23 protein-coding genes are annotated in these 22149 nt (G+C 60.9%); 16 read left to right on the top strand and 7 right to left on the bottom strand.

The annotated features are described in order from the left end of the window. Positions 1–61: 61 nt before the first annotated feature. The 6 genes from J8I26_RS02715 to rpsF form a co-directional block, all read right to left on the bottom strand. Positions 62–688, bottom strand: coding sequence for a DUF47 domain-containing protein (locus J8I26_RS02715; RefSeq protein WP_209603797.1), 627 nt, complete (start codon positions 686–688; stop codon positions 62–64). Between the two features lie 198 nt (positions 689–886). Next, positions 887–2332 carry a replicative DNA helicase gene (locus J8I26_RS02710; protein ID WP_209603795.1) on the bottom strand — a complete coding sequence of 482 codons (1446 nt, stop codon included), beginning with the start codon at positions 2330–2332 and terminating at the stop codon, positions 887–889. A 241-nt stretch (positions 2333–2573) separates the two neighbouring features. Continuing rightward, complete coding sequence (gene rplI / locus J8I26_RS02705) at positions 2574–3026, bottom strand: 50S ribosomal protein L9 (protein WP_209603793.1); 453 nt, start codon at positions 3024–3026, stop codon at positions 2574–2576. A gap of 26 nt (positions 3027–3052) precedes the next feature. Then, complete coding sequence (gene rpsR, locus J8I26_RS02700) at positions 3053–3337, bottom strand: 30S ribosomal protein S18 (protein WP_006462643.1); 285 nt, start codon at positions 3335–3337, stop codon at positions 3053–3055. Positions 3338–3389: 52 nt separating this feature from the next. Further along, a complete protein-coding gene (priB, locus tag J8I26_RS02695; RefSeq protein ID WP_209603791.1) occupies positions 3390–3683 on the bottom strand; it encodes a primosomal replication protein N in 294 nt (97 codons plus the stop codon). A 36-nt stretch (positions 3684–3719) separates the two neighbouring features. After that, the gene (gene rpsF, locus J8I26_RS02690; RefSeq protein WP_006462645.1) at positions 3720–4085 is read right to left on the bottom strand and encodes a 30S ribosomal protein S6; all 366 of its coding nucleotides are present in this window, start codon (positions 4083–4085) and stop codon (positions 3720–3722) included. 309 nt (positions 4086–4394) lie between these two features. Here rpsF and lexA point away from each other — a divergent pair, with 309 nt between their 5' ends. From lexA to J8I26_RS02640, 10 genes are all read left to right on the top strand, one after another. Next, positions 4395–5048: a transcriptional repressor LexA gene (gene lexA / locus J8I26_RS02685; protein ID WP_209603789.1), complete on the top strand. Its 654-nt coding sequence runs from the start codon at positions 4395–4397 to the stop codon at positions 5046–5048. Between the two features lie 232 nt (positions 5049–5280). Continuing rightward, the gene (locus tag J8I26_RS02680; protein WP_209603787.1) at positions 5281–7233 is read left to right on the top strand and encodes a tetratricopeptide repeat protein; all 1953 of its coding nucleotides are present in this window, start codon (positions 5281–5283) and stop codon (positions 7231–7233) included. 441 nt (positions 7234–7674) lie between these two features. Next, entirely contained in the window at positions 7675–8763 is a 1089-nt protein-coding gene (locus J8I26_RS02675; RefSeq protein WP_209603785.1) for a flagellin, read from the top strand. Between the two features lie 78 nt (positions 8764–8841). Beyond that, positions 8842–9201 (top strand): flagellar protein FlaG, encoded by a 360-nt coding sequence (locus J8I26_RS02670; protein WP_209603783.1) that lies wholly within the window; start codon positions 8842–8844, stop codon positions 9199–9201. A gap of 229 nt (positions 9202–9430) precedes the next feature. Then, positions 9431–11512, top strand: a complete 2082-nt coding sequence (gene fliD, locus J8I26_RS02665) for a flagellar filament capping protein FliD (RefSeq protein WP_209603781.1) — start codon at positions 9431–9433, stop codon at positions 11510–11512. 29 nt (positions 11513–11541) lie between these two features. Then, on the top strand, positions 11542–12003 hold the full coding sequence (gene fliS, locus J8I26_RS02660; protein ID WP_209603777.1) for a flagellar export chaperone FliS: 462 nt from the start codon (positions 11542–11544) through the stop codon (positions 12001–12003). A gap of 2 nt (positions 12004–12005) precedes the next feature. After that, entirely contained in the window at positions 12006–12335 is a 330-nt protein-coding gene (locus J8I26_RS02655) for a flagellar protein FliT (RefSeq protein ID WP_209603776.1), read from the top strand. Between the two features lie 2 nt (positions 12336–12337). Continuing rightward, complete coding sequence (locus tag J8I26_RS02650) at positions 12338–13513, top strand: flagellar hook-length control protein FliK (RefSeq protein ID WP_209603774.1); 1176 nt, start codon at positions 12338–12340, stop codon at positions 13511–13513. After that, on the top strand, positions 13500–13868 hold the full coding sequence (locus J8I26_RS02645; RefSeq protein WP_209603773.1) for an EscU/YscU/HrcU family type III secretion system export apparatus switch protein: 369 nt from the start codon (positions 13500–13502) through the stop codon (positions 13866–13868). Before J8I26_RS02650 ends, J8I26_RS02645 begins: the two co-directional genes overlap by 14 nt. Further along, positions 13869–14624, top strand: coding sequence for a flagellar brake protein (locus J8I26_RS02640; RefSeq protein WP_209603772.1), 756 nt, complete (start codon positions 13869–13871; stop codon positions 14622–14624). 145 nt (positions 14625–14769) lie between these two features. Here J8I26_RS02640 and fliE read toward each other — a convergent pair whose 3' ends face one another. Then, positions 14770–15132 (bottom strand): flagellar hook-basal body complex protein FliE, encoded by a 363-nt coding sequence (gene fliE, locus J8I26_RS02635; RefSeq protein WP_209603770.1) that lies wholly within the window; start codon positions 15130–15132, stop codon positions 14770–14772. A gap of 254 nt (positions 15133–15386) precedes the next feature. Here fliE and fliF point away from each other — a divergent pair, with 254 nt between their 5' ends. From fliF to J8I26_RS02605, 6 genes are all read left to right on the top strand, one after another. Further along, entirely contained in the window at positions 15387–17168 is a 1782-nt protein-coding gene (gene fliF, locus J8I26_RS02630) for a flagellar basal-body MS-ring/collar protein FliF (RefSeq protein WP_209603768.1), read from the top strand. After that, positions 17161–18156: a flagellar motor switch protein FliG gene (gene fliG / locus J8I26_RS02625; RefSeq protein WP_209603766.1), complete on the top strand. Its 996-nt coding sequence runs from the start codon at positions 17161–17163 to the stop codon at positions 18154–18156. Before fliF ends, fliG begins: the two co-directional genes overlap by 8 nt. A gap of 64 nt (positions 18157–18220) precedes the next feature. After that, entirely contained in the window at positions 18221–18928 is a 708-nt protein-coding gene (gene fliH, locus J8I26_RS02620) for a flagellar assembly protein FliH (protein WP_209603764.1), read from the top strand. 28 nt (positions 18929–18956) lie between these two features. Then, entirely contained in the window at positions 18957–20363 is a 1407-nt protein-coding gene (gene fliI / locus J8I26_RS02615; RefSeq protein WP_209603762.1) for a flagellar protein export ATPase FliI, read from the top strand. Between the two features lie 37 nt (positions 20364–20400). Further along, positions 20401–20841 (top strand): flagellar export protein FliJ, encoded by a 441-nt coding sequence (gene fliJ / locus J8I26_RS02610; protein WP_209603760.1) that lies wholly within the window; start codon positions 20401–20403, stop codon positions 20839–20841. Between the two features lie 42 nt (positions 20842–20883). Then, positions 20884–22143: a flagellar hook-length control protein FliK gene (locus tag J8I26_RS02605; RefSeq protein WP_209603758.1), complete on the top strand. Its 1260-nt coding sequence runs from the start codon at positions 20884–20886 to the stop codon at positions 22141–22143. Positions 22144–22149: the final 6 nt, after the last annotated feature.

The raw sequence follows: 22149 nt of genomic DNA, 5'->3' as shown, positions 1-22149 counted from the left end.
AACCGTTATTGAAAGCCGGAGCGGCGGCCCTCCTCACCGGAGACCCGCCGCAGCGCCTGCATCAGGCGTTTTCGACGATGATGCCCTCGATGATGTTGGCCACGTCTTCGCAGCGGTCGGTAACGGTTTCCAGGATCTCGTAGATGGCCTTGAGCTTGATCAGCGTGCGCACGTCCGGCTCGTCGCGGAACAGCTTGGACATGGCCGCGCGCATCACGTGGTCGGCGTCGGACTCCAGGCGGTCGATTTCCTGGCAGATACCCAGGATCTGACGCGAGTTGTCCATGTTGTGCAGCAGGCCGACGGCGGCCTGCACCTTCTCGGCACAGGCCAGGCACAGCTCGGCCAGGCGCTTGGCTTCAGGCGTGATGGCCTTGATGTCGTACAGGGAAATGGTCTGGGCCGCATCTTCCAGCAGGTCCAGGATGTCGTCCATGCGGGTGATCAGCTGGTGGATGTCGTCGCGATCCAGCGGAGTGATGAAGGTCTTGTGCAGCAGTTCGATGGCGTTGTGCGTGATCTTGTCGGCCTCTTTCTCAACCGCTTCGATCGCGTGCACGCGAATTTCGAGGTCGTCGAAATTGGTCATCAGCGCGACCATTTCCTTCGCGCATTTGACCGCCAACTCGGCATGCTGATTGAACAGGTCAAAGAATTTGCCTTCCGTCGGCATCAATCGTCCAAACATGTTTCACTCTCTCGTTTTGTGATTCGCGCTTCATCAAGCGCCGTTTTGAACCAGCGGGCTTACCTCCCTGGCTTGCCCTGCCGGTCCCGCGCGCCGCTCCACAACGGTTCGGCGCATTACATGACACGAGCGGCACGACGCCGCCCGTGGTTCCTGCCAGGCAGCGCGGATCCTCCCCGCCACCCGATCTTGGCTGCCTCAGTCGCCGCCGTAAGGCTGCGCCAGGTTGCCGATATAGTTGTCGTACTTGGTGTACATGCCCAAGAATGCCAGGCGAATGCTGCCGATCGGACCGTTACGCTGCTTGCCGATAATGATCTCGGCCGTACCCTTGTCCGGAGAATCGGGATTGTAAACTTCATCGCGATAAATGAACAAAATCACGTCGGCATCCTGCTCGATAGCGCCGGATTCACGCAAATCGGACATCACGGGACGCTTGTTGGGACGTTGTTCCAGCGAGCGGTTCAACTGCGACAGCGCGATCACCGGGCAATTGAGCTCCTTGGCCAGGCCCTTCAGGCTTCGCGAGATTTCCGAGATTTCGGAGGCGCGATTTTCCGAGGAGCTGCCACCGTTGCCCGACATCAGCTGCAGGTAATCGATGATGATCAGGCCCAGCTTGCCGCATTGGCGCGCCAGGCGGCGCGAACGCGCGCGCAATTCGATCGGCGACAGCGCCGGCGTCTCGTCAATGTAGAACTGCGCGTCGTTCATCTTCTGGATAGCGTGCGTCAGGCGCGGCCAGTCTTCGTCCAGCAGGCGACCGGTACGCAGACGATGCTGATCCAGACGGCCGACCGAGCCCAGCATACGCATCGCGAGCTGGGCGCCGCCCATTTCCATTGAAAATACTGCCACCGGCAGCCCGCTGTCGATGGCGACGTTTTCGCCGATGTTGATTGAGAAGGCTGTCTTGCCCATGGAAGGACGACCGGCGACGATAATCAGGTCACCCGGCTGCAGGCCGGAGGTCATCTTGTCGAGGTCGATGAAGCCGGTGGGCACGCCGGTAATGTCGCTGGAGGCATCGCGGTTATAGAGTTCGTCGATGCGTTCCACCACCTGCGTCAACAGCGGCTGGATTTCCATGAAGCCCTGCGAGCCGCGCGAGCCTTCTTCGGCGATCGCGAAGATCTTGGATTCGGCTTCATCCAGCATGGACTTGACGTCCTTGCCCTGGGGATTGAAGGCATCGCCGGAAATCTCGTCGGCCACGGTAATCAGCTTGCGCAAGATGCCGCGGTCACGCACGATCTCTGCGTAACGGCGAATGTTGGCGGCCGAAGGCGTGTTTTGCGCCAGCGCGTTGAGGTAGACCAAGCCGCCCACTTCTTCGGCCTTGCCGCTGGTCGACATGGCCTCGTAGACGGTGATCACGTCCGCCGGCTTGGTGCTGTTGATCAGCTTGACGATGTGTTCGAAGATGACGCGGTGGTCGTAGCGGTAAAAGTCGTCACCACTGACGAAGTCCGCGATACGGTCCCAGGCCGCATTGTCCAGCAGCAGACCGCCGAGGACGGACTGCTCCGCCTCAATGGAATGCGGCGGCACGCGAAGAGCATCGATCTCGGGATCGGAGGACTCTTTCGGGCCGCGGAAAAACTCTTTTTTGGCGCGGGACGATTCTTTCATGGCGCGCATTATAACCTGCTCGGATTGAGCCCGTTCCGGGCCGAATGGCTATTTTGCATGCCGGGCGCAAAGTCTCGCCGGCAGCGGCTTCCAGCGAAGCCATGCAAACCGCGGCGGCGACATTGGCGGCTACGCGGGTCATCAGGATATTGCTGATGCAAACTATTTCCCCCGCCAGGCGAGGCGACAATAAAAAAGCCAGGCGAACCCGGCTTTTTTATTGCAAAACGAATTGCAGCAAGCGTGATGCTTAGGCTTGCTCGCCCTTCACGGCGATGGTCACGTCGACCACCACGTCGGTGTGCAGGGCAACCGACACCGGGTGCTCGCCAACGATCTTCAGCGGGCCGTTCGGCAGACGCACTTGAGCCTTTTCAACAGCGAAGCCGGTCTTGCCCAAGGCTTCAGCGATGTCGAAGTTGGTCACGGAACCGAACAGACGACCGTCAACGCCGGCCTTCTGCGAGATTTCCACGGTGGCGCCGTTCAGCTTCTCGCCTTGGGCTTGAGCAGCTGCCAGCTTCTCGGCAGCGGCCTTTTCCAGTTCGGCGCGCTTGGCTTCGAATTCAGCGATGGCCGATTCGGTAGCGCGACGTGCCTTGCGCTGGGGGATCAGGAAGTTGCGTGCGAAACCGTCCTTGACGCGGACAACATCACCCAGACCGCCGAGATTAACGATTTTTTCCAACAGAATAACTTGCATGTTTTTCTCCTATTTCTCGACGACGATTACGCGTTGTGCAGATCGGTGTACGGCAGCAGGGCCAGGTAACGAGCGCGCTTGATCGCGGTGTCAACCTGACGCTGGTAGTGTGCCTTGGTACCAGTCAGACGTGCCGGCATGATCTTGCCGTTTTCCTGAACGAAGTCCTTCAGGGTGTCCACGTCCTTGTAATCGACCTGTTCAACGCCAGCGGCGGTGAAACGGCAGAATTTCTTGCGCTTGAACAGCGGGTTTTGCTGTTGACGCTTGTTTTTCAGCTTGCTTTTATCGAACTTTTTACCGAATGCCATTTTTGGCTCCTGTATCTGTAAATTGGGTGAGATCTGATCAACTTAAGTCGGCTTAAGCGACGGGATCAAAATCAACGATGTGAAACACGACGCTCTTGCTGTTGCGATTCCTGCGGGCCAGAAATCCGGTGAATTGGAACATTCCACCCAGCTCCGCCTTGTTGAGTCGACCTGAGATTTCTCCGGCGGCCATGGCCGCAATATCGAACTCGACCTGGCGTTTCATGCCAGCTTCCGTCTGCTCCGACTGGTGCTGCAATCTGGCAGTCACGATCGGGATACCTGCCGGCGTATAACGTATGACATCACGCTCCGCCAAGCTGGCAATGACTTGAAGCTGGTTCACTCTCCGCTATGAATCGCTACGCAATCGCTCAGCCGATTAGGCTGCCGGTGCTTCGGTACGGCTCTTGGCCGCGTCTTCCTTTTGCACTGCCTTCAGGATCGGGGAAGGACCGGTTTCGGCCTTCTTCATCTTGACGGTCAGGTGGCGCAGGACGGCGTCGTTGAACTTGAAGCCGGTTTCGATTTCGGCCAGCGTTTCGCTGTCGACTTCGATGTTCAGGCAGACGTAGTGTGCCTTGGCCAGTTTCTGGATCTGGTAAGCCAGTTGACGACGGCCCCAATCTTCGACACGGTGGACCTTGCCGCCGCGGGTGGTGACGATGCCCTTGTAACGCTCGATCATCGCCGGCACTTGCTCGCTTTGGTCCGGGTGGACGATAAATACGATTTCATAATGACGCATGTAGACTCCTTTTGGACTATTGACAAAACGCCCACCCCGGCGTCAAGACGGGTGTGGGAAGAGGAAAGCCGGCAATCATACAAGATTTCCGGGCGAACAGCAATGACTACGGTGGCTTCGCGCAGCCGCGCGGCGACAGTCCCCGCCAAGAATTGGCAAACACTGTGCCCGACATTGCCTTTCCTATATGGATAAGTCTCGCCGAAAAGCCTTCCGGCAGTGCATGTTGCCGTTGACACAAAGATTGCACCTGTATAAAAATACAGACTGTTCATACAAACAGCCTTCCCTCCGAGAAAGGCCTACGACATGCTCAAGCTCACCGCGCGCCAGGAACAGATCCTCAACCTGATCAAGAACGCCATCGAAAACACCGGATTCCCTCCGACGCGCGCCGAAATCGCCTCCGAGCTGGGCTTTCGCTCCGCCAACGCGGCGGAGGAGCACCTGCAGGCGCTGGCCCGCAAGGGCGCCATTGAAATTTCCCCCGGCACGTCGCGCGGTATTCGCCTGCGCGAACCGGGCGGCAACGCCATCCAGGCGGCCCGCCAGATGGCGCTCCCCCACCCCGCACTGATGCAGCTGAACCTGCCCCTGGTGGGCCGCGTGGCCGCCGGCTCGCCCATCCTGGCGCAGGAGCATGTCGAAAAGACTTACCAGGTCGACCCGGTGCTGTTTTCCAGCAAGCCTGACTACCTGCTGAAAGTGCGCGGCATGTCCATGCGCGACGCCGGCATCATCGACGGCGACCTGCTGGCAGTGAAAAAAGCCGACCAAGCCCGCAACGGCCAGATCGTGGTGGCCCGCCTGGCCGATGACGTCACCGTCAAGCGCTACCAGAAATCTGGCTCAGTGATCACCCTGTTGCCTGAAAATCCCGACTTCAAGCCCATCATCGTCGACCAAGACGAAGCGGATTTTGCGCTCGAAGGCCTGGCTGTCGGCCTGCTGCGCAGCTGGTAAGACGCCAATCCGCAGCACCTTCCCGTCAGGCGACCTGACGCCCCTCCCGCGGCGCAGCGGGCCGACCGCTCGCCGCCTCACCGACACAGGGCATTTGCGTCTACGCAAAAACGCCCTGTTTTGCTTTCTGTTCGCACTTTCGCCACGCCGCTGTGCCGCATATCATGCGAAGCTATCGCATTGCGCCTACCTCCCTCACGGTCGGCGCTGACCCACATAGCAAGGAAACTTGATGTCTACGCGCAAGGGCAGCACCAAAAAAACACCATCCGCATCCCAGCCCAACCTGCAGGACCTGCTGGACGTAAGAACCTGCCTGAGCCTGCTTGAGGCGCGCAAACTCAAGGAAGCTCGCCTCAAATGCGAAGAGGTACTGAAACGCGCGCCCAACCTGGTCTTTGCGCACAATGCACGCGGCCTGATCGCGGTGCAGGAATATCAGTACGCCGAAGCGGAAAAGTGGCTCAGAAAAGCCATAGACGGCGACCCGCAGAACGCCGAGTACATTACCAGCTTGGCCAATTGCGTCCTGAGGCAAGAACGCCTGGAAGAGGCCATCAAATTGTTCGAGCGCGCCATCGCCTGCGACAGCGATCATCGCGAAGCCCGAATCGGCCTGGCCAATGCCCTGCACGAGAAGAACGATCCCGACGCCAGCATCGCCTACTTCGAAGATGCCGTCGCGCGCGAACCGAATGCACCCGGCCCCCTCAGCCACCTGGGCCGCGCACTGATCGAGGCAAAGCGTTTCGACGAAGCGGTCGCGACGATCATGAAGTCGCTCGAGATGCAAATCAATTTTGCCCCCTCCCATACCGCGCTGGGAGAAGCCTTTCACGCCATGGAGATGTACAAGGAAGCACTGGAGTCGCACAAGACATCCCTGCTTCTCGACGCCACGGATATCTACGCCCACTACAAGATTGCCGACACTTACCTGAAGTTGAATGAAATTGACAAAGCGCACGAGCATTACTCCCGCGTGATTGACCTGGTTCCCAACGACGCCAACAGCTACGCGAAGCTCGCCGTCAGCCTGGCCAATACGCAGGATCGGGTCGAAGAGGCCTTGGCCTTGTTCGAGAAAGCCCTTCAAATCGATCCGCGCCACGCCCTGACCTACAACAACATGGGGGCGATCCTGCACGACAATGGCAAGCATGAAGAAGCCATCCCGCTGTTCAAGAAGGCCATGGAGCTCAAGCCCAACTATTCGACCGCTATGCACAACATGGCGCTGAGCCAGTTACTTCAAGGCAACTTCAAGGAGGGCTGGGCAAACCACGAGTCACGCCTGGTCACGCGTGAGCGCGCCGAGGTCTATCGCGTAGTCCACAAGCTCTTCAAGATCATCCCCAAATGGGACGGCTCGTCCTCGCTGAAAGGCAAGCGCATCATCCTGATGCACGAACAGGGCTTTGGCGACAGCATCCAGTTCCTTCGCTACGCCAAGCTGGTGCAGGACATGGGCGCCGAAGTTGCGCTGCACGTCAAGAATCCGCTTTACCGCCTGTTCCAGAGCTTCTCGCCGGATGTCCTGCTCGTGCGCGAAAGCGACCCGCTGCCGCGTTGCGACTGGTCATACATGCTGATGAGCCTGCCCTACGCCCTCGGCACCGACACCGTCGAGGACATCCCGAGCTCCCCTTCTTATTTGTCGGCGGATCCGGCCCTCAAGTCCATCTGGAAGAACAAGATCGAGGCCCTCGCCCAACCCGGCAACCTGCGCGTGGGCTTTGTCTGGGCCGGCAACCCGGAACACGGCAACGACCGCCGCCGCTCCATCCCCCTGAAGAAGATGCTGCCGCTGCTCGAACTGCCGGGCATCGACTTCTTCTCCCTGCAGAAAGGCAAACCGACGGAGGATCTGCAGCAACTGCCGCCCAACCTGCGCGTGTTCAATCTGGGCGATGACTGCACGGACTTCGCCGATACGGCTGCAGCGATTGCCAACCTGGATATCGTCATCAGCGTCGACACCTCCGTGATCCACCTCGCCGGGGCGCTTGGCGCCAAGTCCCGCGTCATGCTGGCGCACACCCCTGACTGGCGCTGGCTGCTCAACCGCGAAGATTGCGTCTGGTACCCCAATACCCGCCTGGTTCGACAACCGAAGGACGGCGACTGGGATACCGTCATTAACAAGCTGTCAACAGAACTCTCCTCGATGCGCGGCAGCACCTGAGCCATCACCCCAGAACGTCCGCCCCTATCCTCGGGGCGGCCCCCCCCCTCCTCGCATTGGCAATCCCCGCCCAGCCGCCGCAGCCGGCAAATTCCCCGCCTAAGAACTTCGACAGAAAATCGAAGGGCAAGCCCAAAACAATGGCAATTTCACAATATTGCCGATCAACATCGAAAATTCCTGACAGAAATTCCCGATCACACCTCTAAAACCTAAAGTTTTCCAGGAAGACGCCGAAAAGTGATTTGCTTGGTTTTTATAAGCACGCAGTTTTAGTTCGGAAAGCCCTGAAAAAGATTTTTTGCGAAAAGCCCTAAACTTTTTCCAAGGCTGCCCGATAAAGCAAACAACAGAGGTTGAAACGCCTGGGGCTCATGGGTAGAAGACCAAAGTTAAGCACTGAAACTCGGATCATCGGTCTCAAATCTTAGGAGAATTAACATGGCATCAGTCATCAATACCAACATTGCGTCGCTGAACACGCAACGTAACCTGAACAGCTCGCAGTCGTCGCTGAACACCTCTATCCAACGTCTGTCCTCGGGCCTGCGCGTCAACAGCGCCAAGGACGACGCCGCCGGCCTGGCAATCGCCGACCGCATGAACGCTCAGGTCAAGGGCCTGGCCGTTGCACAACGTAACGCCAACGACGGTATCTCGATGGCTCAAACCGCTGAAGGCGCTCTGTCCACCGTGACCGACAACCTGCAGCGTATGCGTGAACTGGCTGTTCAAGCTTCGAACGGCACCAACAGCGCGCAAGACCGCAAGACCCTGAACGACGAATACAAGCAACTGTCGGACGAAGTGTTCCGCGTGCTGAACGGCACCACCTTCAACGGCCAAAACCTGTTCACCGGTACCGGCCAAGGCGCTTCGGCCGGCACCGGTTCGGATTCGGCCAACGTTTCGGCTGCTCTGACCCTGTCCTTCCAGGTCGGCGCCAACGTGACCGACAACAAGCTGAACGACCAGATCTCCATCACCCTGGAAGACCTGTCCAACAACAGCACCATGGCTGACGTCATCGGCACCAGCGCCAAGGGCCTGATCGGTCTGGGCGACACCAGCGGCGTGACCACTGCCCAAGCGACCTACACCTCGGCCAAGGCTGCTCTGGACACCCTGTTCTCGACCGCGTCGACCATGACCTCGGACGCTCTGGCTTCCTCGGCCGTGAGCCTGCAGACCACCATCGACAGCGCCAAGCTGGCCCTGGACAAGGCTATCGCCGACCCGACCGCTCAAAGCGATGCGCAAAAGGCGATCAAGAACCTGGACAAGGCGATCAACGTGATCTCCTCCAAGCGTGCAGAGTTCGGTGCCGTGCAGAACCGCTTCACCGCGGTTATCAACAACCTGCAAGTGTCGAGCGAGAACATCACCGCGTCGCGCAGCCGTATCATGGATACCGACTACGCTGCAGAAACTGCAAACCTGACCCGTGCGCAGATCCTGCAACAAGCTGGTACCGCGATGCTGTCGCAGGCGAACTCCTCGCCGCAGAGCGTTCTGTCGCTGTTGAAATAAGCTTGAGAGCTAGGTAGGATGACGTGCGGAGGATAAGCAATATTCTCCGCACGTTACTTTGAGGAAGGGAGTAACACCATGTCGATTGCCCCACTTAATATTACAGCTGCAGGTGACTCGGGTACCGCATACGCGCTGCCGCAGACCGCCGCCAAGCCAGATCCAGTGGTGTCGACCGTTGCACCGGCAGCAACTCCGGAAGCGCGCCGCGCGACCGAGAGTGATGTCAACGACGCCGTTGGCAAGTTGAACGATTTCGCAGCAGCAAACGCCTCTGCCTTGAATTTCTCCAAGGACCAGGATACCGGCAAGACCATCGTGAAGGTTGTCGATACGGCAACTGACACCGTGATCCGCCAGATCCCCAGCGAAGAAGCGATTGCGATCGCCAAGTCGATCGACAAGATGCAAGGCCTGCTGATCAATCACAAGGCCTGAGTCTGGTACGAACTGAAGTGGCACGAAGAGCGTCATGCGCCAATGTTCATCGGCATTGCGCATGATAGTTTCGTGTACCACAGTTCATAACGGATTCCGTAGTTAAAGGTATTTCCCCCTCACAGCGTCAATATTGCACCGACGCCGTATTTGAGAGCCAATCCTCCTCTTGACCGCGGCTCGCAGCCTGCAAGACGCTGTGTGCAACGCACAGATTCAGGAGTGAACAATGGCAACTTCCACCGGTACCATCTCCACCTCGGCGGGTCCCCTCGATGTTTCCACGCTGGTCAGCCAGCTGATCTCGGCTGAAAGCCAATCGCAACTGACCCCGCTGACCACCCAGGCCAGCAGCTACAACACCCTGATTTCCGCGTACGGCAACCTGAAGGGCGCCATGTCGACCTATCAGTCGGCCATCGCCGCCCTGACCGCTGCCAGCTTCAGCTCGCAAAAGAGCACCGTCAGCAACTCCGGCACCGGCACCACCCTGACGACCGATCCCTTTACCGCCGACGTCAACAGCGACAACTCGACGAAGGTCCTGGCGCAGAAGATCCAGTCCGACGGCGTATCCAGCGGCACCATCTTCAACGGCGGCGACTCCATCGCCATTAAGGTCGGCACCAATTCGCCCACCTTCATCACCCTGAAGGCCAATGCCACGCTGGCCGGCGTGCGCGACGCCATCAATGCCGGCAATGCCGGCGTGACCGCTTCCATCGTCACCGACGGCACCGGCGACCATCTGGTGCTGGAATCGAATACCGGCGGCACGGCCAACACGATCAAGGTCACCGCCAACAATTCGCTGTCGCGCTTCGCCTACGACCCGTCCAGCTCGAGCTCGAGCCAAATGTCGCAGACCCAGGCGCCGCGCGATGCGTCCAAGGCAGCCTCGGGCACCTACACCGTCGCCGTGTCGCAACTGGCGCAGACGCAAAAGTTGAGCTCGATAGGCTTCACCCCCGGACAGACTTTCGGTAGCGGCGTGCTGGCCATCAAGACCGGCACCGGCTCGACCACGCTGATCAATCCGACCACCAACACCCTGCAGGGCGTGCGCGACGCCATCAACTCGTCCGACGCCGGCGTGAACGCGACCATCGTCAGCGACGGCACCAATGACCACCTGGTCATTACCGCCAAGGACAGCGGCGCGGCCAATACGGTCAAGATCACCGGCACCGGCGGCTACTCGGCCTTCACCTTCGATCCGAGCGGCACCGTGACCTCGCCCAACGTGGCGACCAATCAGACTTACGGCCCCGCCAACGGCGGCCTGACGCTGAAGGTCGGCGATACCACCAGCACCATCACCCTGAACGACGGCAACAACGACGGCTCAATCAGCCTGAGCGAAGTGATGGCATCGATCAATGCCGCCGGCGCCAACGTCACGGCCAGCATCAGCAACGACGGCACCTATGACCACCTGGTGCTGACCCCGACCGGCTCGGCCGCCACCAGTGCAGTCTCGCTGACCGGCACCGGCGACTACACCGGCCTGACCATGAGCGGCATGGGCCAGCTGTTGAAAGCGCAGGACGCCAAGCTGTCCATCGACGGCGTGTCCGTGACCAGCGCCAGCAACACCGTCGAAAACGTGATTTCCGGCGTGACGCTGAACCTGGCCAAGGTCACCACCGCGTCCGACAATTTCACGCTGAACATTTCCAACGACACCTCCGGCATCTCCAGCGCGGCCAACACCTTTGTCTCGGCCTACAACACGCTGGTCAAGGCGGTGTCCAGCCTGACCAAGCAGACCCCGTCCACCACGCTGGGCGAAGCCGACACCTCCTCGCCGCTGGCGAGCGAATCGTCGGTGCAGACCATCATGAGCCAGCTGCGCAGCACGCTGTTCGCATCGGTGGATGGCGGCAACGGCATCAGCAGCCTGTCCGACATCGGCATTTCCTTCCAGAAAGACGGCACCCTGGCGCTGGACGCTGCCAAGCTGTCGACCGCGGCGACCAACAATTTTGCAGGCATCGCCAACCTCTTCAGCGGCACCGACCCGGACACGACCAACACCACTTCGTCCAAAAATGGTATCGTCACCAAGCTGACAACGTTGATGAAGAGCATCTTGAGCGATGATGGCATCATCGCCACCAAGACCAACGGCCTGCAAGCCAGTCTGAAGATCAACCAGGATCGCCAGACCGCTGTGCAGACCCGCCTGACGAACATGAAGGATGCTTACACCAACCAGTTCAACCAGCTCAACGTGACGCTGGCCAGCATGCAGGCGACGCAAAGCTACTTGACGCAGCAGCTGGCGAACCTGCCCAAAGTAAGCAGCTGATATTGAATCCGCGAACATAGGAGAACATCATGTTCGGTACCATGAAGCGTGGCGCTAACGCCTACGCTAACATCGGGGTGGAAACCGGCGTGATCGCCGCCAGCCCGCACAAACTCATCACGATGCTGTTTGACGGCGCGCTGGTGGCCATTTCCATGGCCAAAAAGTATATGGCCGAGAAGGACATCAAGAACAAGGGCGAATCGATCACCAAGGCCATCCTGATCATCGATAACGGCCTGCGCGCTAGCCTCAACAAGAATGTCGGCGGCGACCTGGCGCTGAACCTGGACTCCCTGTACGAATACATGAGCCGCCGCCTGTTCGAGGCGAACACTACGAACAACGAGGCGATCCTGACCGAAGTCCACGGCCTGCTGGAAGAAATCCGCTCCGCCTGGGAACAGATCGGCCCGAACGCCGGCGCATCGGCGCCGCAAATGTCGCCCTTCGATGCCCTCAACCCGCAAAACAGCTTCGCGAAAGCCTGAATATGAACGGTGACCACGTCATCGCCATTTACGAGTCAATCTCCCAATTGACCGACCAAATGCTGGCCGCAGCCCGTGCGGCGGACTGGGAACTGCTGACCAAACTGGAGACCCAGTGCGGCAAGCACATTGCCACCCTGAAAAACGTCGAAGACAACATCTCCCTCTCTGACGACTTGCGCAACCGCAAAGTCGATATCATCAGGAAGATCCTTGAAGACGATCGCGACATCCGCAATCTGACCGAGCCGGGCCTGCGCAAGCTGTCGGCCCTCATCCAAAGCAACCAGACCGAACAGAAGCTGCTCAACACCTACGGCATGGGTAGCTGATCATGCTGCCGCGGGCTGATATCGCCACCGCCGTCCAGCCAGTTCACGCCGTTGACGCTGCGACCGCCGTTGTTTCGGTCGCGGACACCAAGCAGGAGGCCTTCAGCCGCCTTGCCCAAATCGCCATCGGACAGCAAATGTCCGGGCGCATTCTCTCCGACTTCAAAGACGGCACCTATCTCGTGCGCATCGCCAACACGGCGGCGCGCATGGTGCTGCCCTCGACCGCACGCACCGGCGACACCCTGATCCTGACACTGGTCTCCAAGGATCCGCGCCCGACCTTCGCAGTCAAGGAAGGCAGCCTGCACCAGGACGACGAGAGCGCAGCAGTCTCGCTCAGTAAGGCCGGTCGGGCCATGCAGAAGGACCTGAAGTCCTTGCAGTTCGTCACCCGCGACGGCGCCGGCGGCGTTGCCGACCACGAGGACATCCCGATCGATGGCCAGGCGCGCGGCGGCCGCCAGGCGCAGTCCAATGCCCCGTCCAGCACCACCACCACGCTCAGCAATGCCGGCAAGCTGATCGACAGCCTGTTGCAGGCCTCCCAGCAAGGCAACGTGGCCAACCACGTGACCTCCCCCGCCCCGCTGCTGCCCAAGGCCGGCCTGCCGGCCGAGCAGATGGCATCGGCGCTGCAGGACGCCATCAACCATAGCGGCGTGTTCTACGAATCGCACGTTTCGGCCTGGGCCGAAGGACGCCTGCCGACCGAAGAACTGATGAAGGAACCGCAGGCACAGGTGGGCCGCCAAAACGCTGGCGACATCAACCTGCTGAGCCAGAACGATCCCGCGCAGAACCAGCTGGGGCAGATCATCAACCTGCAGCTCAACGCATTGGAGCAGCAACGGCTGGTCTGGCATGGCGAAGTCTGGCCCGGCCAACAAATGGACTGGGAAATCAACCAGGAGGCGCCCGACGGACAAGCCGGCCAGCAGGATGGCGAAGAAGCCCTGCCAACCTGGCACAGCGTGGTCAAGTTCAACTTCGCGCAGTTGGGCGAAGTCTCGGCATCGATACGCTTGATCGGCCAGCAGATCCACGTCCAGGTCAAGGCGGACAACGATATCGCAGCCGCCGCGCTGCGCAGTAATACCGGTTCGTTCGCCGACGCCATGTCGGCCGCCGGTACTTCTCTCGACTCGCTGATCGTCAAGCAAGATGGAGAAGCCTAACATCCCCCTGCAGAACGCGGTCGCGCTCGCCTACAACGCAAGCAAAGCCGCCCCCACGGTCGTCGCCAAGGGCCGCGGCCTGGTGGCCGAGGCCATCATCGCCCGCGCGCGCGAAAGCGGCGTCTACGTCCATGAGTCCAAAGAGCTGGTATCGCTGCTGATGCAGGTCGAACTGGATCAGCAAATTCCCCCTGCGTTGTATCGCACCGTCGCAGAGCTGTTGGCCTGGCTTTATCGTATTGAAAAAATGCAATTAGGACAGCCACTGATGTATGATACGGGGTTAAATTACATAAAAAATTCCTCCGGGGAAGGCGATCCAGATTCGCTGAATTCAGACGTACAAGACGCATAGATGGCAAACACCGACCAGAACCAAGACGACAGCCCATTCCGGGTTCATTCACGGAGGGAGATCGTTTCCCTGCTGAACAGCATGATGGAAAAAAATCAGCTGCTGAGCCTGCTGATCAAGGGGGGCTCGGAGTCCGTCATCACGTCGATTCTCGATATCGATGATGACGCCAATACGGTGATCATCGATGCCGCCCCCAGCACCATGCTCAACGAAAGCATCGTTGCCAGCAACCGCATCGCCTTCGAAGCGCTGTATAACAGCATTCGCATCACCTTCGTGGTCGATAAGGCGCGCAAGGTCGAATACCAGAATCGCCCCGCCCTGCAGATCGACATCCCGACCAGCCTGGTGCGCCTGCAGCGCCGCGAGTTCTACCGCATTCCGACGCCGATCGCCAAGCCGCTGCGCTGCACCTTCCGCGTCACTCAGCCGGACGGCTCCTTCGTCACCATCGTCACCCTGCTCAACAACATCAGCGCCGGCGGCGTCGGCATCACCGACGAAAAGAAGGTGCTGCCCACCACGCAAGGCGTGATCTACGAAGATTGCCAACTGGAGCTGACCGACAATACCCTGGTGTCCGTCAAACTGCAGATCCGCGACTGCAAGGAATTCAAGATGACCAACGGCAAGACCGTGCATCGCTTCGGCTGCCAGTTCGTCGATATTCCGCGCGCCGTGCTGGCCGCTATCCAACGCTTCATCACCAAGCTGGAACGCGAGCAGAACGCCAAGGCGTCGGGCATGATGTAAAGACACCCGAGCGCATCCAACAAAAAAGCCCGCAATCGCGGGCTTTTTTATTTGGACTTTGCTGCAAGGCTATTGCGAATTCAGCAATAAAATTTGCAACGAGGAAAGATTTATCGAATATTGACGAAAATCCCACAAAAAAACATCACACCTGCATCGTCATGATGTCACGGTAGGCGGACACCAGCTTGTTGCGCACCTGGATGCTAGTCTGGAAGGAGATGCTGGCTTTCTGCGAGGCAATCATCACGTCCGACAGGTTCACGTTGTCGTCTCCCAGGGCAAACGCCTGCGACATCTTGGATGCCTGCTGCTGCGAATCATTGACCTGATCGATCGCACCCTTGAGCACATCGGCAAAGTCCACGCGCGGCGCGGCCTTCTCGACCTTGCCGGCGCCCTGCACCGACTCCACCGCCGGCGCGCCCTGGGCGCGCGCCGCAGCAGCCTTCAACTGCGCGACCATTGCCTCGATCTTGCTGGTATCAATTACGCTCTGAACTGCCATTTTCCACCTCGCGGTTTCAATATTTTTCAATGCCCCGGCGCTCAACCCGCACCACCGGCTTCTACACGAGCACCTTAACACCATTGCATTTACAACTCGCAACAATAAGGGGGGAATTTGCCATTCTGTTCGGGCGATCAAATTCCGGCGTCCAACGGACAATCCACACTGAGCAAAAAACCTATCAAGGGCAGGTAAGCAGTGAATAAAGTCATTATCAACCCGGCATCCGGGGGCTCGCCAGAGGGGAAATCATGGCGGTAGCAGCCGACGGTACGATGACCAGCGACGCAAACAACCCGACTGACGCAACCGGCGCAGACGGCGCAGGCGCTCAGCCTGCCGCCCAAGGCGGCGTGGTGGGTTATGCGCGCTCGCCGCAAGGCCGGCGCATCCTGCTCATCGTCGCTGCGGCAGCCACTGTCGCGCTGATGATCGGCATCTGGATGTGGAGCCAGAAGATCGAGTACCGGGTCCTGTTCTCCAACTTCAATGACCGTGACGGCGGCGCCATCGTCGCCTCGCTGCAGCAGATGAACGTGCCCTACAAGTATTCCGAAGGCGGCACGGCCATTCTGGTTCCTGAAAACATGGTTCACGACGCACGCCTGAAACTGGCTGCGCAGGGCCTGCCCAAGGGCGGCAACGTCGGCTTCGAGCTGATGGAGAACCAGAAGCTCGGCATTTCCCAATTCCTCGAACAAGTCAACTTCCAGCGCGCGCTGGAAGGCGAACTGGCGCGCTCGGTGCAGTCGCTGTCCTCCGTCCAGAACGCCCGTGTGCACCTGGCCCTGCCCAAGGCCTCGGTGTTCGTGCGCGACCAGCAAAAGCCGACCGCCTCGGTCATCCTGAGCCTGTACCCGGGCCGCTTCCTGGATCAGCAGCAAGTCAGCGCCATCGTCCACCTGGTGGCCAGCAGCGTGCCTGAGCTCTCGCCCAAGGCAGTCACCATCGTCGACCAGAACGGCAACCTGCTGTCCGACACCTCCAAGCAAGCCCAGACCAACACGCTCGACCCGACCCAGCTGAAGTATGTCCAGGACATGCAGCAAGACATCGTCAAGCGCGTCGAATCGATCATCGCCCCCATCGTCGGCAACGGCAACGTACGCGCCGAAGCCACCGCAGACGTGGATTTCTCCCGCACCGAGCAGGCATCCGAGGCCTACAAGCCCAACCAGACGCAGGATACGGCTGCAGTGCGCAGCAAGCAGAGCAGCGAGGCCAACAGCGCGTCGTCGGGCACCTCCGGCGTTCCTGGCGCACTGACCAACCAGCCCCCTGCCCCGGCCACCGCCCAGATTGTCAACCCGGCCGCAGCCAATGCACCGGGTCAGGCAGGTGCTGCGGCCACGCCGAACGGCGCGGCTCCGGCCCCAAGCTCCAGCGGCAATTCGCGCAAGGACGAGACCGTCAACTACGAAGTCGACAAGACCGTGCGCTACACCCAGCAGCCGATGGGCGGCGTGCGTCGCCTGACGGTCGCCGTGGTGGTGAACTACAAGCGCACGCTGGACAACACCGGCAAGATCGTGATGCGTCCGCTGACCGAAGCCGAGCGCAACCAGATCAGCGACCTGGTCAAGGAAGCGATGGGTTACAACAAGGATCGCGGCGACTCGCTCAACGTGGTCAACACCCAGTTCAGCACCGATCTGGAACCAGATCTGCCGCTGTGGAAGCAGCCGGGCATGATCGATCTGGCCAAGGAAATCGGCAAGTACGTGCTGCTGGCCGCCGTCCTGCTGTACCTCTACTTCGGCGTGCTGCGCCCGATCATCTGGAAGCTGTCGGGCCGCGAAGAACGCGAACGCCTGGCCAAGGAAAAGGCCGAGGCCGAAGCCGCCGCAGCGGCAGCCGCAGTCGCCGCCGGCTTCGATCCGGACGATCCGGACGCCATCGTCAACCTCTCCGGCGAGCCGGAAATGGACGACCGCGCGCAGTACAAGGCGAACCTCGACACCGCCAAGCAGTGGGCCAAGAACGATCCCAAACTGGTGGCAAGCATCATTAAGGGCTGGGTGAACAATGAGTAACGACGGCGTTCAAAAAGGTGCCATCCTGATGCTGGCGCTGGGCGAAGACGAGGCCGCCGAGGTCATGAAATACCTCGGCCCCAAGGAAGTCCAGAAACTGGGCGCGGCCATGTCGGCGCTGAAGAACATCAGCTTCGAGGACATCAACGCCGTGCTGGCCGATTTCGTCGCAGAAACCGGCCAGGCCTCCTCGCTGGGCCTGGATTCGGACGAATACATCCGCAGCGTGCTGACCAAGGCGCTGGGCGACGACAAGGCAACCTCCCTGCTCAACCGCATCCTGGGAGGCCGCGACGCATCCGGCATCGAAGCCCTCAAGTGGATGGACGCGCAGTCGGTCGCCGAACTCATCCGCAACGAACACCCGCAGATCATCGCCACCATCCTGGTCCACCTCGAGCGCGACCATGCATGCGGCATCATCAATCATTTCACGGAACGTCTGCGCAACGATACGATCCTTCGTATTGCAACCCTGGACGGCGTGCAGCCGGCCGCGTTGCGTGAATTGAATGACGTTTTGACAAAGCTACTGACCGGCAACGAAAGCCTGAAGAAGCAACAGATGGGCGGTATCCGTACTGCGGCCGAGATCCTGAACTTCATGTCCGGCGAGAACGAAACCTCGGTGATGAACAACCTGCGCGGCTACGACGAAGATATGGCGCAGAAGATCATGGACGAAATGTTCGTGTTCGAGAACATCATCGACATCGACGGTCGCGGCATCCAGCTGCTGCTGCGCGAAGTGCAGTCGGAGTCGCTCATCGTGGCGCTCAAGGGTGCCTCGCAGGGCCTGCGCGACAAGATCTTCGCCAACATGTCGCAGCGTGCTGCAGAGATGATGAAGGAAGACCTGGAATCCAAAGGCCCCGTGCGACTGTCCGAAGTGGACGCGCAGCAAAAGGCCATCCTGCAGATCGTGCGCCGCCTGGCCGACGAAGGCCAGATCGTGCTGGGCGCCAAGGGCGAGGATGCGTTCGTCTGATGCTGATTTGCCTGTTGTCGCACCCCTCGTGCATGCCGGTCTTGAGTTGGAGTTAATGTAAGCCATGCGTGCGAAGATCATTCCCAAGGAAGAGATGACGCCCTACCAGCGCTGGGAGCTGGCGTCGTTCAACGAGCGGGAAGAACCTGAGCCGGAACCGGCGCCGCCGGTCATCGAGGACGAGTTCGACGAAGAACCGCCGCCGGTCCCGCAACTGACTGCCGAGCAGCTCGACGCGATCCGCGAAGCCGCGCGCCAGGAAGGCTTTGCCGAAGGCCGCCAGCACGGCCTGGAGGCCGGCCGCGCCGAAGGCTACATGGCCGGTCTGCAGCAGGGCCAGAAGGAAATCAACGAAGTCATCCAGCACTTCCGCCAGATCGCCGTCAACTTCGGCACCGAAGTGTCCCAATGCAGCGAAAGCATGGCGCCCGAGATGCTCGACCTGGCGCTGGACCTGTCCAAGGCCATGCTCAAGACCGCGCTCAACGTGCACCCTGAGCTGGTGCTGCCGACGGTCTCGGCCGCCATCCAGACCCTGCCCGGCCTGCAACTGCCGGCTACGCTGACGCTGCATCCGGAAGACGCCGCGCTGGTGCGCGAGCACATGGGCGAAGAGTTGAGCAAGCACGGCTGGGCCATCGACGAGGACCAGCACCTCCAGCGCGGCGGCTGCCGCGTGGAAACCCGCAGCAACCAGATCGATGCAACTACGCAGACGCGCTGGAAGCGACTGGCCGAGTCGCTGTCCAAACAGCTCGACTGGCTGGACTGAACGATGACCATTTGACCGGGAGCCCCGCATGAACTCCCCGATGCCCTCTCACAGCAGTCTCTGGCAAGCCTACCTGCACAATTGTCGCAGCCTGGTCAGCATGGCCGAGCCCACCCAGACCGCCGGTCGCATCACCCGCGTGGCGGGCCTGGTGATGGAAGCGGTCGGCCTGAAGCTGCCCGTGGGCAGCCCCTGCAACGTCCCCCTGCCCAACGGCATGATGATCGAAGCCGAAGTCGTCGGCTTCCAGGACGAGCGCCTGTTCCTGATGCCGCAAAGCGATGTCGAAGGCATCGTGCCGGGCACCCGCGTGTTCCCGGTCGAGCCGGTCAAGCCGCCGCCGCGCACCGGCCCCATTACCTTCACGCCGCGCCGCGCCGATGAGCACAGCCGCCGCCTGCCGGTCGGCGACGAACTGCTGGGTCGTGTGCTGGACGGCGCCGGTCGCCCGCTCGACAACTACGGTCCGCTGCACACCGAACGCTCGGCGCCGCTGGCCGTGCGCGCCGCCAATCCGCTCGGCCGCGCACCGATCCGCGACATCCTCGACACCGGCATTCGCGCCATCAACTCCATGCTCACCGTGGGCCGCGGCCAGCGCATGGGCTTGTTCGCAGGCTCAGGCGTGGGCAAGAGCGTGCTGCTGGGCATGATGGCGCGCTACACCAGCGCCGACGTTATCGTGGTCGGCCTGATCGGCGAGCGCGGCCGCGAAGTGAAGGAATTCATCGAGCAGATCCTGGGCCCCGAAGGCCTGGCGCGTTCGGTGGTGGTGGCCGCCCCGGCCGACACCCCGCCGCTGATGCGCTTGCAGGGCGCCGCCTATTGCACCTCGATCGCAGAGTATTTCCGCGACCAGGGCAAGGACGTGCTGCTGATCATGGATTCGCTGACCCGCTACGCCATGGCCCAGCGCGAGATCGCCCTGGCCATCGGCGAGCCGCCGGCCACCAAGGGCTACCCGCCGTCGGTGTTTGCCAAGCTTCCCGCGCTGGTGGAACGCGCCGGCAACGGCGACGAAGGCGGCGGCTCGATCACCGCCTTCTATACCGTGCTGACCGAGGGCGACGACCAGCAGGATCCGATCGCCGACGCAGCGCGCGCGATCCTGGACGGCCACATCGTGCTCAACCGCCAGTTGGCTGAAGCCGGACACTATCCCGCCATCGACATCGAACAGTCGATCAGCCGCGCCATGCACAGCATCACCGATGCCGACCACCAGCGCCGATCGCGCCATCTGAAGCAGCTGTATTCGCGCTACCAGCGCAATCGCGACCTCATCAGCGTGGGCGCCTACGCCGCCGGCAGCGACCCGATCCTGGACGAGGCCATTGCCTTATTGCCAAGAATCGAAGCGTTTTTGCAGCAGGGAATTCACGAGCAGGCCGATGTATCAGAGAGCTTGAGGCAACTTACCGCTCTATTCGGTTGATTGAGCACCTGCACGCAAAAATATAATCAAAACTATCATGGCTACCCCCTCCGCACTTGAGACGCTGATCGAATTGGCGACCAAAGAGACCGACGAAGCGACCAAGCGCCTCGGCCGGGCTATCCGTGTGAGCGAGGAAGCGCAGCAGAAACTTGTCATCCTGCAACAGTACCGCGACGATTACGCCGCGCGCTTCCAGGACACGCTGACCACCGGCCTGACGGCGCTGAGCTATCGCAATTTCCAGCTCTTCATCGAAAAAATCGATACCGCCATCACCGGACAGCAGGACGTCGTGCGCAACAGCCAGCAACGCGTGGCCGAAGCGCGCACGGCCTGGCAGGCGTGCGAGCGCAAGCGCATGTCCTACGACACCCTGGCAGCGCGCGCCAAGGAAAAGGAACTGAAGAAGGAAAACAAGCGCGACCAGAAGGCGATGGACGAGCATGCCGCCCGCATCACCTTCTACAAGCGATAGATTCGACGAAGCAACGACCAAGTTACTCGACAGGCCCATATCATGAACACATCCCTGCCGCTGTTGAACGTAATCACCGGCTCGCAAAGCGCGGCTACCGGTTCGCGTTCGTCCAACCCGGCCGACAGCTTCAGCGCCGATGCGCCGTTCAACCAGGTCCTCAACAGCCAGGTCAACAACCGCAACGCCGAAAACCAGTCGCAGGACAAGCCGCGCGCCGCCGAACAACCGGCCCAGCCGACGCAACCCGCGCAGGCCGCAGGCAGCAAGCCGGCCTCCTCCGACACCACGGCCAAGAAGCAGGACGACGACAAGGAAGACGATCAGGCCGACGACAGCACCACCCAGGCTTCAGCCGAGTTGCTGGCGCTGGTGGCCAACCTTGAACAGAACGCGGTCAAGCCGGTCTCCAACGGCAAGAGCGAAGACACCGAAGGCGACCTGCTGGCCCAGGCCAAGCGCAGCGGCCCCAAGCTCTCGCTGAAGGCTGACGACGAGCAGCCGCTGGCATTGGACGGCAAGGAAAAGAAGATCGACTTCGCCGGCCTGCAAAACGCCGTGGCCGCCAACAGCGCCAAGAAGGAAGCCGCGCCCGACCTGACCCAGCAAAACGCCGACGTTGCCGCACGCAGCGCCAAGGGCGACAAGCCCGCCGTCGACCTGGGCGCAGACGCCAAGGCCGCCCCCAAGGAAGACGTCGGCGCGCTGGCCGCCAAGGCGCAAAGCGCCAAGCTGGCGCCGGAAGTCGCCGTCGCCAAGCAGGATCTGCCGCAAGCCACGCCCACCCCGGTGGTGATGCCGGCGGTGCAGCAGTCGATCGCAGCGGCGCAGCCGCAAGCCGTGTTCGGCGCGGTCTATACCGACAAGATCCAGCCCAACGTCGGCAGCGCCGGTTGGGACCAGGCCGTCGGCCAGAAGATCACATGGATGGTCAGCGGCGGCATCCAGAGCGCCTCGCTGACACTCAATCCGCCTGACCTGGGCCCCATGCAGGTGGTGCTCTCGGTGACCAACCAGCAGGCTGACGCCACTTTCATCACCGCCCAGCCGGAAGTCAAGCAGGCGCTGGAAGCGGCCATGCCCAAGCTGCGCGAGATGATGGACCAGGCCGGCATCCAGCTGGGCCAGGCCACCGTCAACACCGGCATGCCCAACCAGCACCAGGGCGCCAACGGTCAGCAGCAAGCGCGCTCCTCCAGCGGCAGCTTCGGCAAGGAAGAAGAAGGCGATCTCGCCGTGGCGGCGGCAGGCACGGCAGCCGTCACCAGCAGCGGCCTGGGCCTGGTCGACACCTTCGCCTGACGACGA

This window comes from Herbaspirillum sp. LeCh32-8, assembly GCF_017814915.1.
Classification (GTDB): Bacteria; Pseudomonadota; Gammaproteobacteria; order Burkholderiales; family Burkholderiaceae_D; genus Herbaspirillum.
The sequence above is the reverse complement of the archived record's forward strand: the minus strand, read 5'-3'. Positions and strand labels throughout refer to the sequence as shown.

Coding starts and splice junctions, on each gene's coding strand:
- J8I26_RS02715 (WP_209603797.1), bottom strand. CDS start 688: ATGTTTGGACGATTGATGCCGACGGAAGGCAAATTCTTTGACCTGTTC.
- J8I26_RS02710 (WP_209603795.1), bottom strand. CDS start 2,332: ATGCGCGCCATGAAAGAATCGTCCCGCGCCAAAAAAGAGTTTTTCCGC.
- rplI (WP_209603793.1), bottom strand. CDS start 3,026: ATGCAAGTTATTCTGTTGGAAAAAATCGTTAATCTCGGCGGTCTGGGT.
- rpsR (WP_006462643.1), bottom strand. CDS start 3,337: ATGGCATTCGGTAAAAAGTTCGATAAAAGCAAGCTGAAAAACAAGCGT.
- rpsF (WP_006462645.1), bottom strand. CDS start 4,085: ATGCGTCATTATGAAATCGTATTTATCGTCCACCCGGACCAAAGCGAG.
- lexA (WP_209603789.1), top strand. CDS start 4,395: ATGCTCAAGCTCACCGCGCGCCAGGAACAGATCCTCAACCTGATCAAG.
- J8I26_RS02680 (WP_209603787.1), top strand. CDS start 5,281: ATGTCTACGCGCAAGGGCAGCACCAAAAAAACACCATCCGCATCCCAG.
- J8I26_RS02675 (WP_209603785.1), top strand. CDS start 7,675: ATGGCATCAGTCATCAATACCAACATTGCGTCGCTGAACACGCAACGT.
- J8I26_RS02670 (WP_209603783.1), top strand. CDS start 8,842: ATGTCGATTGCCCCACTTAATATTACAGCTGCAGGTGACTCGGGTACC.
- fliD (WP_209603781.1), top strand. CDS start 9,431: ATGGCAACTTCCACCGGTACCATCTCCACCTCGGCGGGTCCCCTCGAT.
- fliS (WP_209603777.1), top strand. CDS start 11,542: ATGTTCGGTACCATGAAGCGTGGCGCTAACGCCTACGCTAACATCGGG.
- J8I26_RS02655 (WP_209603776.1), top strand. CDS start 12,006: ATGAACGGTGACCACGTCATCGCCATTTACGAGTCAATCTCCCAATTG.
- J8I26_RS02650 (WP_209603774.1), top strand. CDS start 12,338: ATGCTGCCGCGGGCTGATATCGCCACCGCCGTCCAGCCAGTTCACGCC.
- J8I26_RS02645 (WP_209603773.1), top strand. CDS start 13,500: ATGGAGAAGCCTAACATCCCCCTGCAGAACGCGGTCGCGCTCGCCTAC.
- J8I26_RS02640 (WP_209603772.1), top strand. CDS start 13,869: ATGGCAAACACCGACCAGAACCAAGACGACAGCCCATTCCGGGTTCAT.
- fliE (WP_209603770.1), bottom strand. CDS start 15,132: ATGGCAGTTCAGAGCGTAATTGATACCAGCAAGATCGAGGCAATGGTC.
- fliF (WP_209603768.1), top strand. CDS start 15,387: ATGGCGGTAGCAGCCGACGGTACGATGACCAGCGACGCAAACAACCCG.
- fliG (WP_209603766.1), top strand. CDS start 17,161: ATGAGTAACGACGGCGTTCAAAAAGGTGCCATCCTGATGCTGGCGCTG.
- fliH (WP_209603764.1), top strand. CDS start 18,221: ATGCGTGCGAAGATCATTCCCAAGGAAGAGATGACGCCCTACCAGCGC.
- fliI (WP_209603762.1), top strand. CDS start 18,957: ATGAACTCCCCGATGCCCTCTCACAGCAGTCTCTGGCAAGCCTACCTG.
- fliJ (WP_209603760.1), top strand. CDS start 20,401: ATGGCTACCCCCTCCGCACTTGAGACGCTGATCGAATTGGCGACCAAA.
- J8I26_RS02605 (WP_209603758.1), top strand. CDS start 20,884: ATGAACACATCCCTGCCGCTGTTGAACGTAATCACCGGCTCGCAAAGC.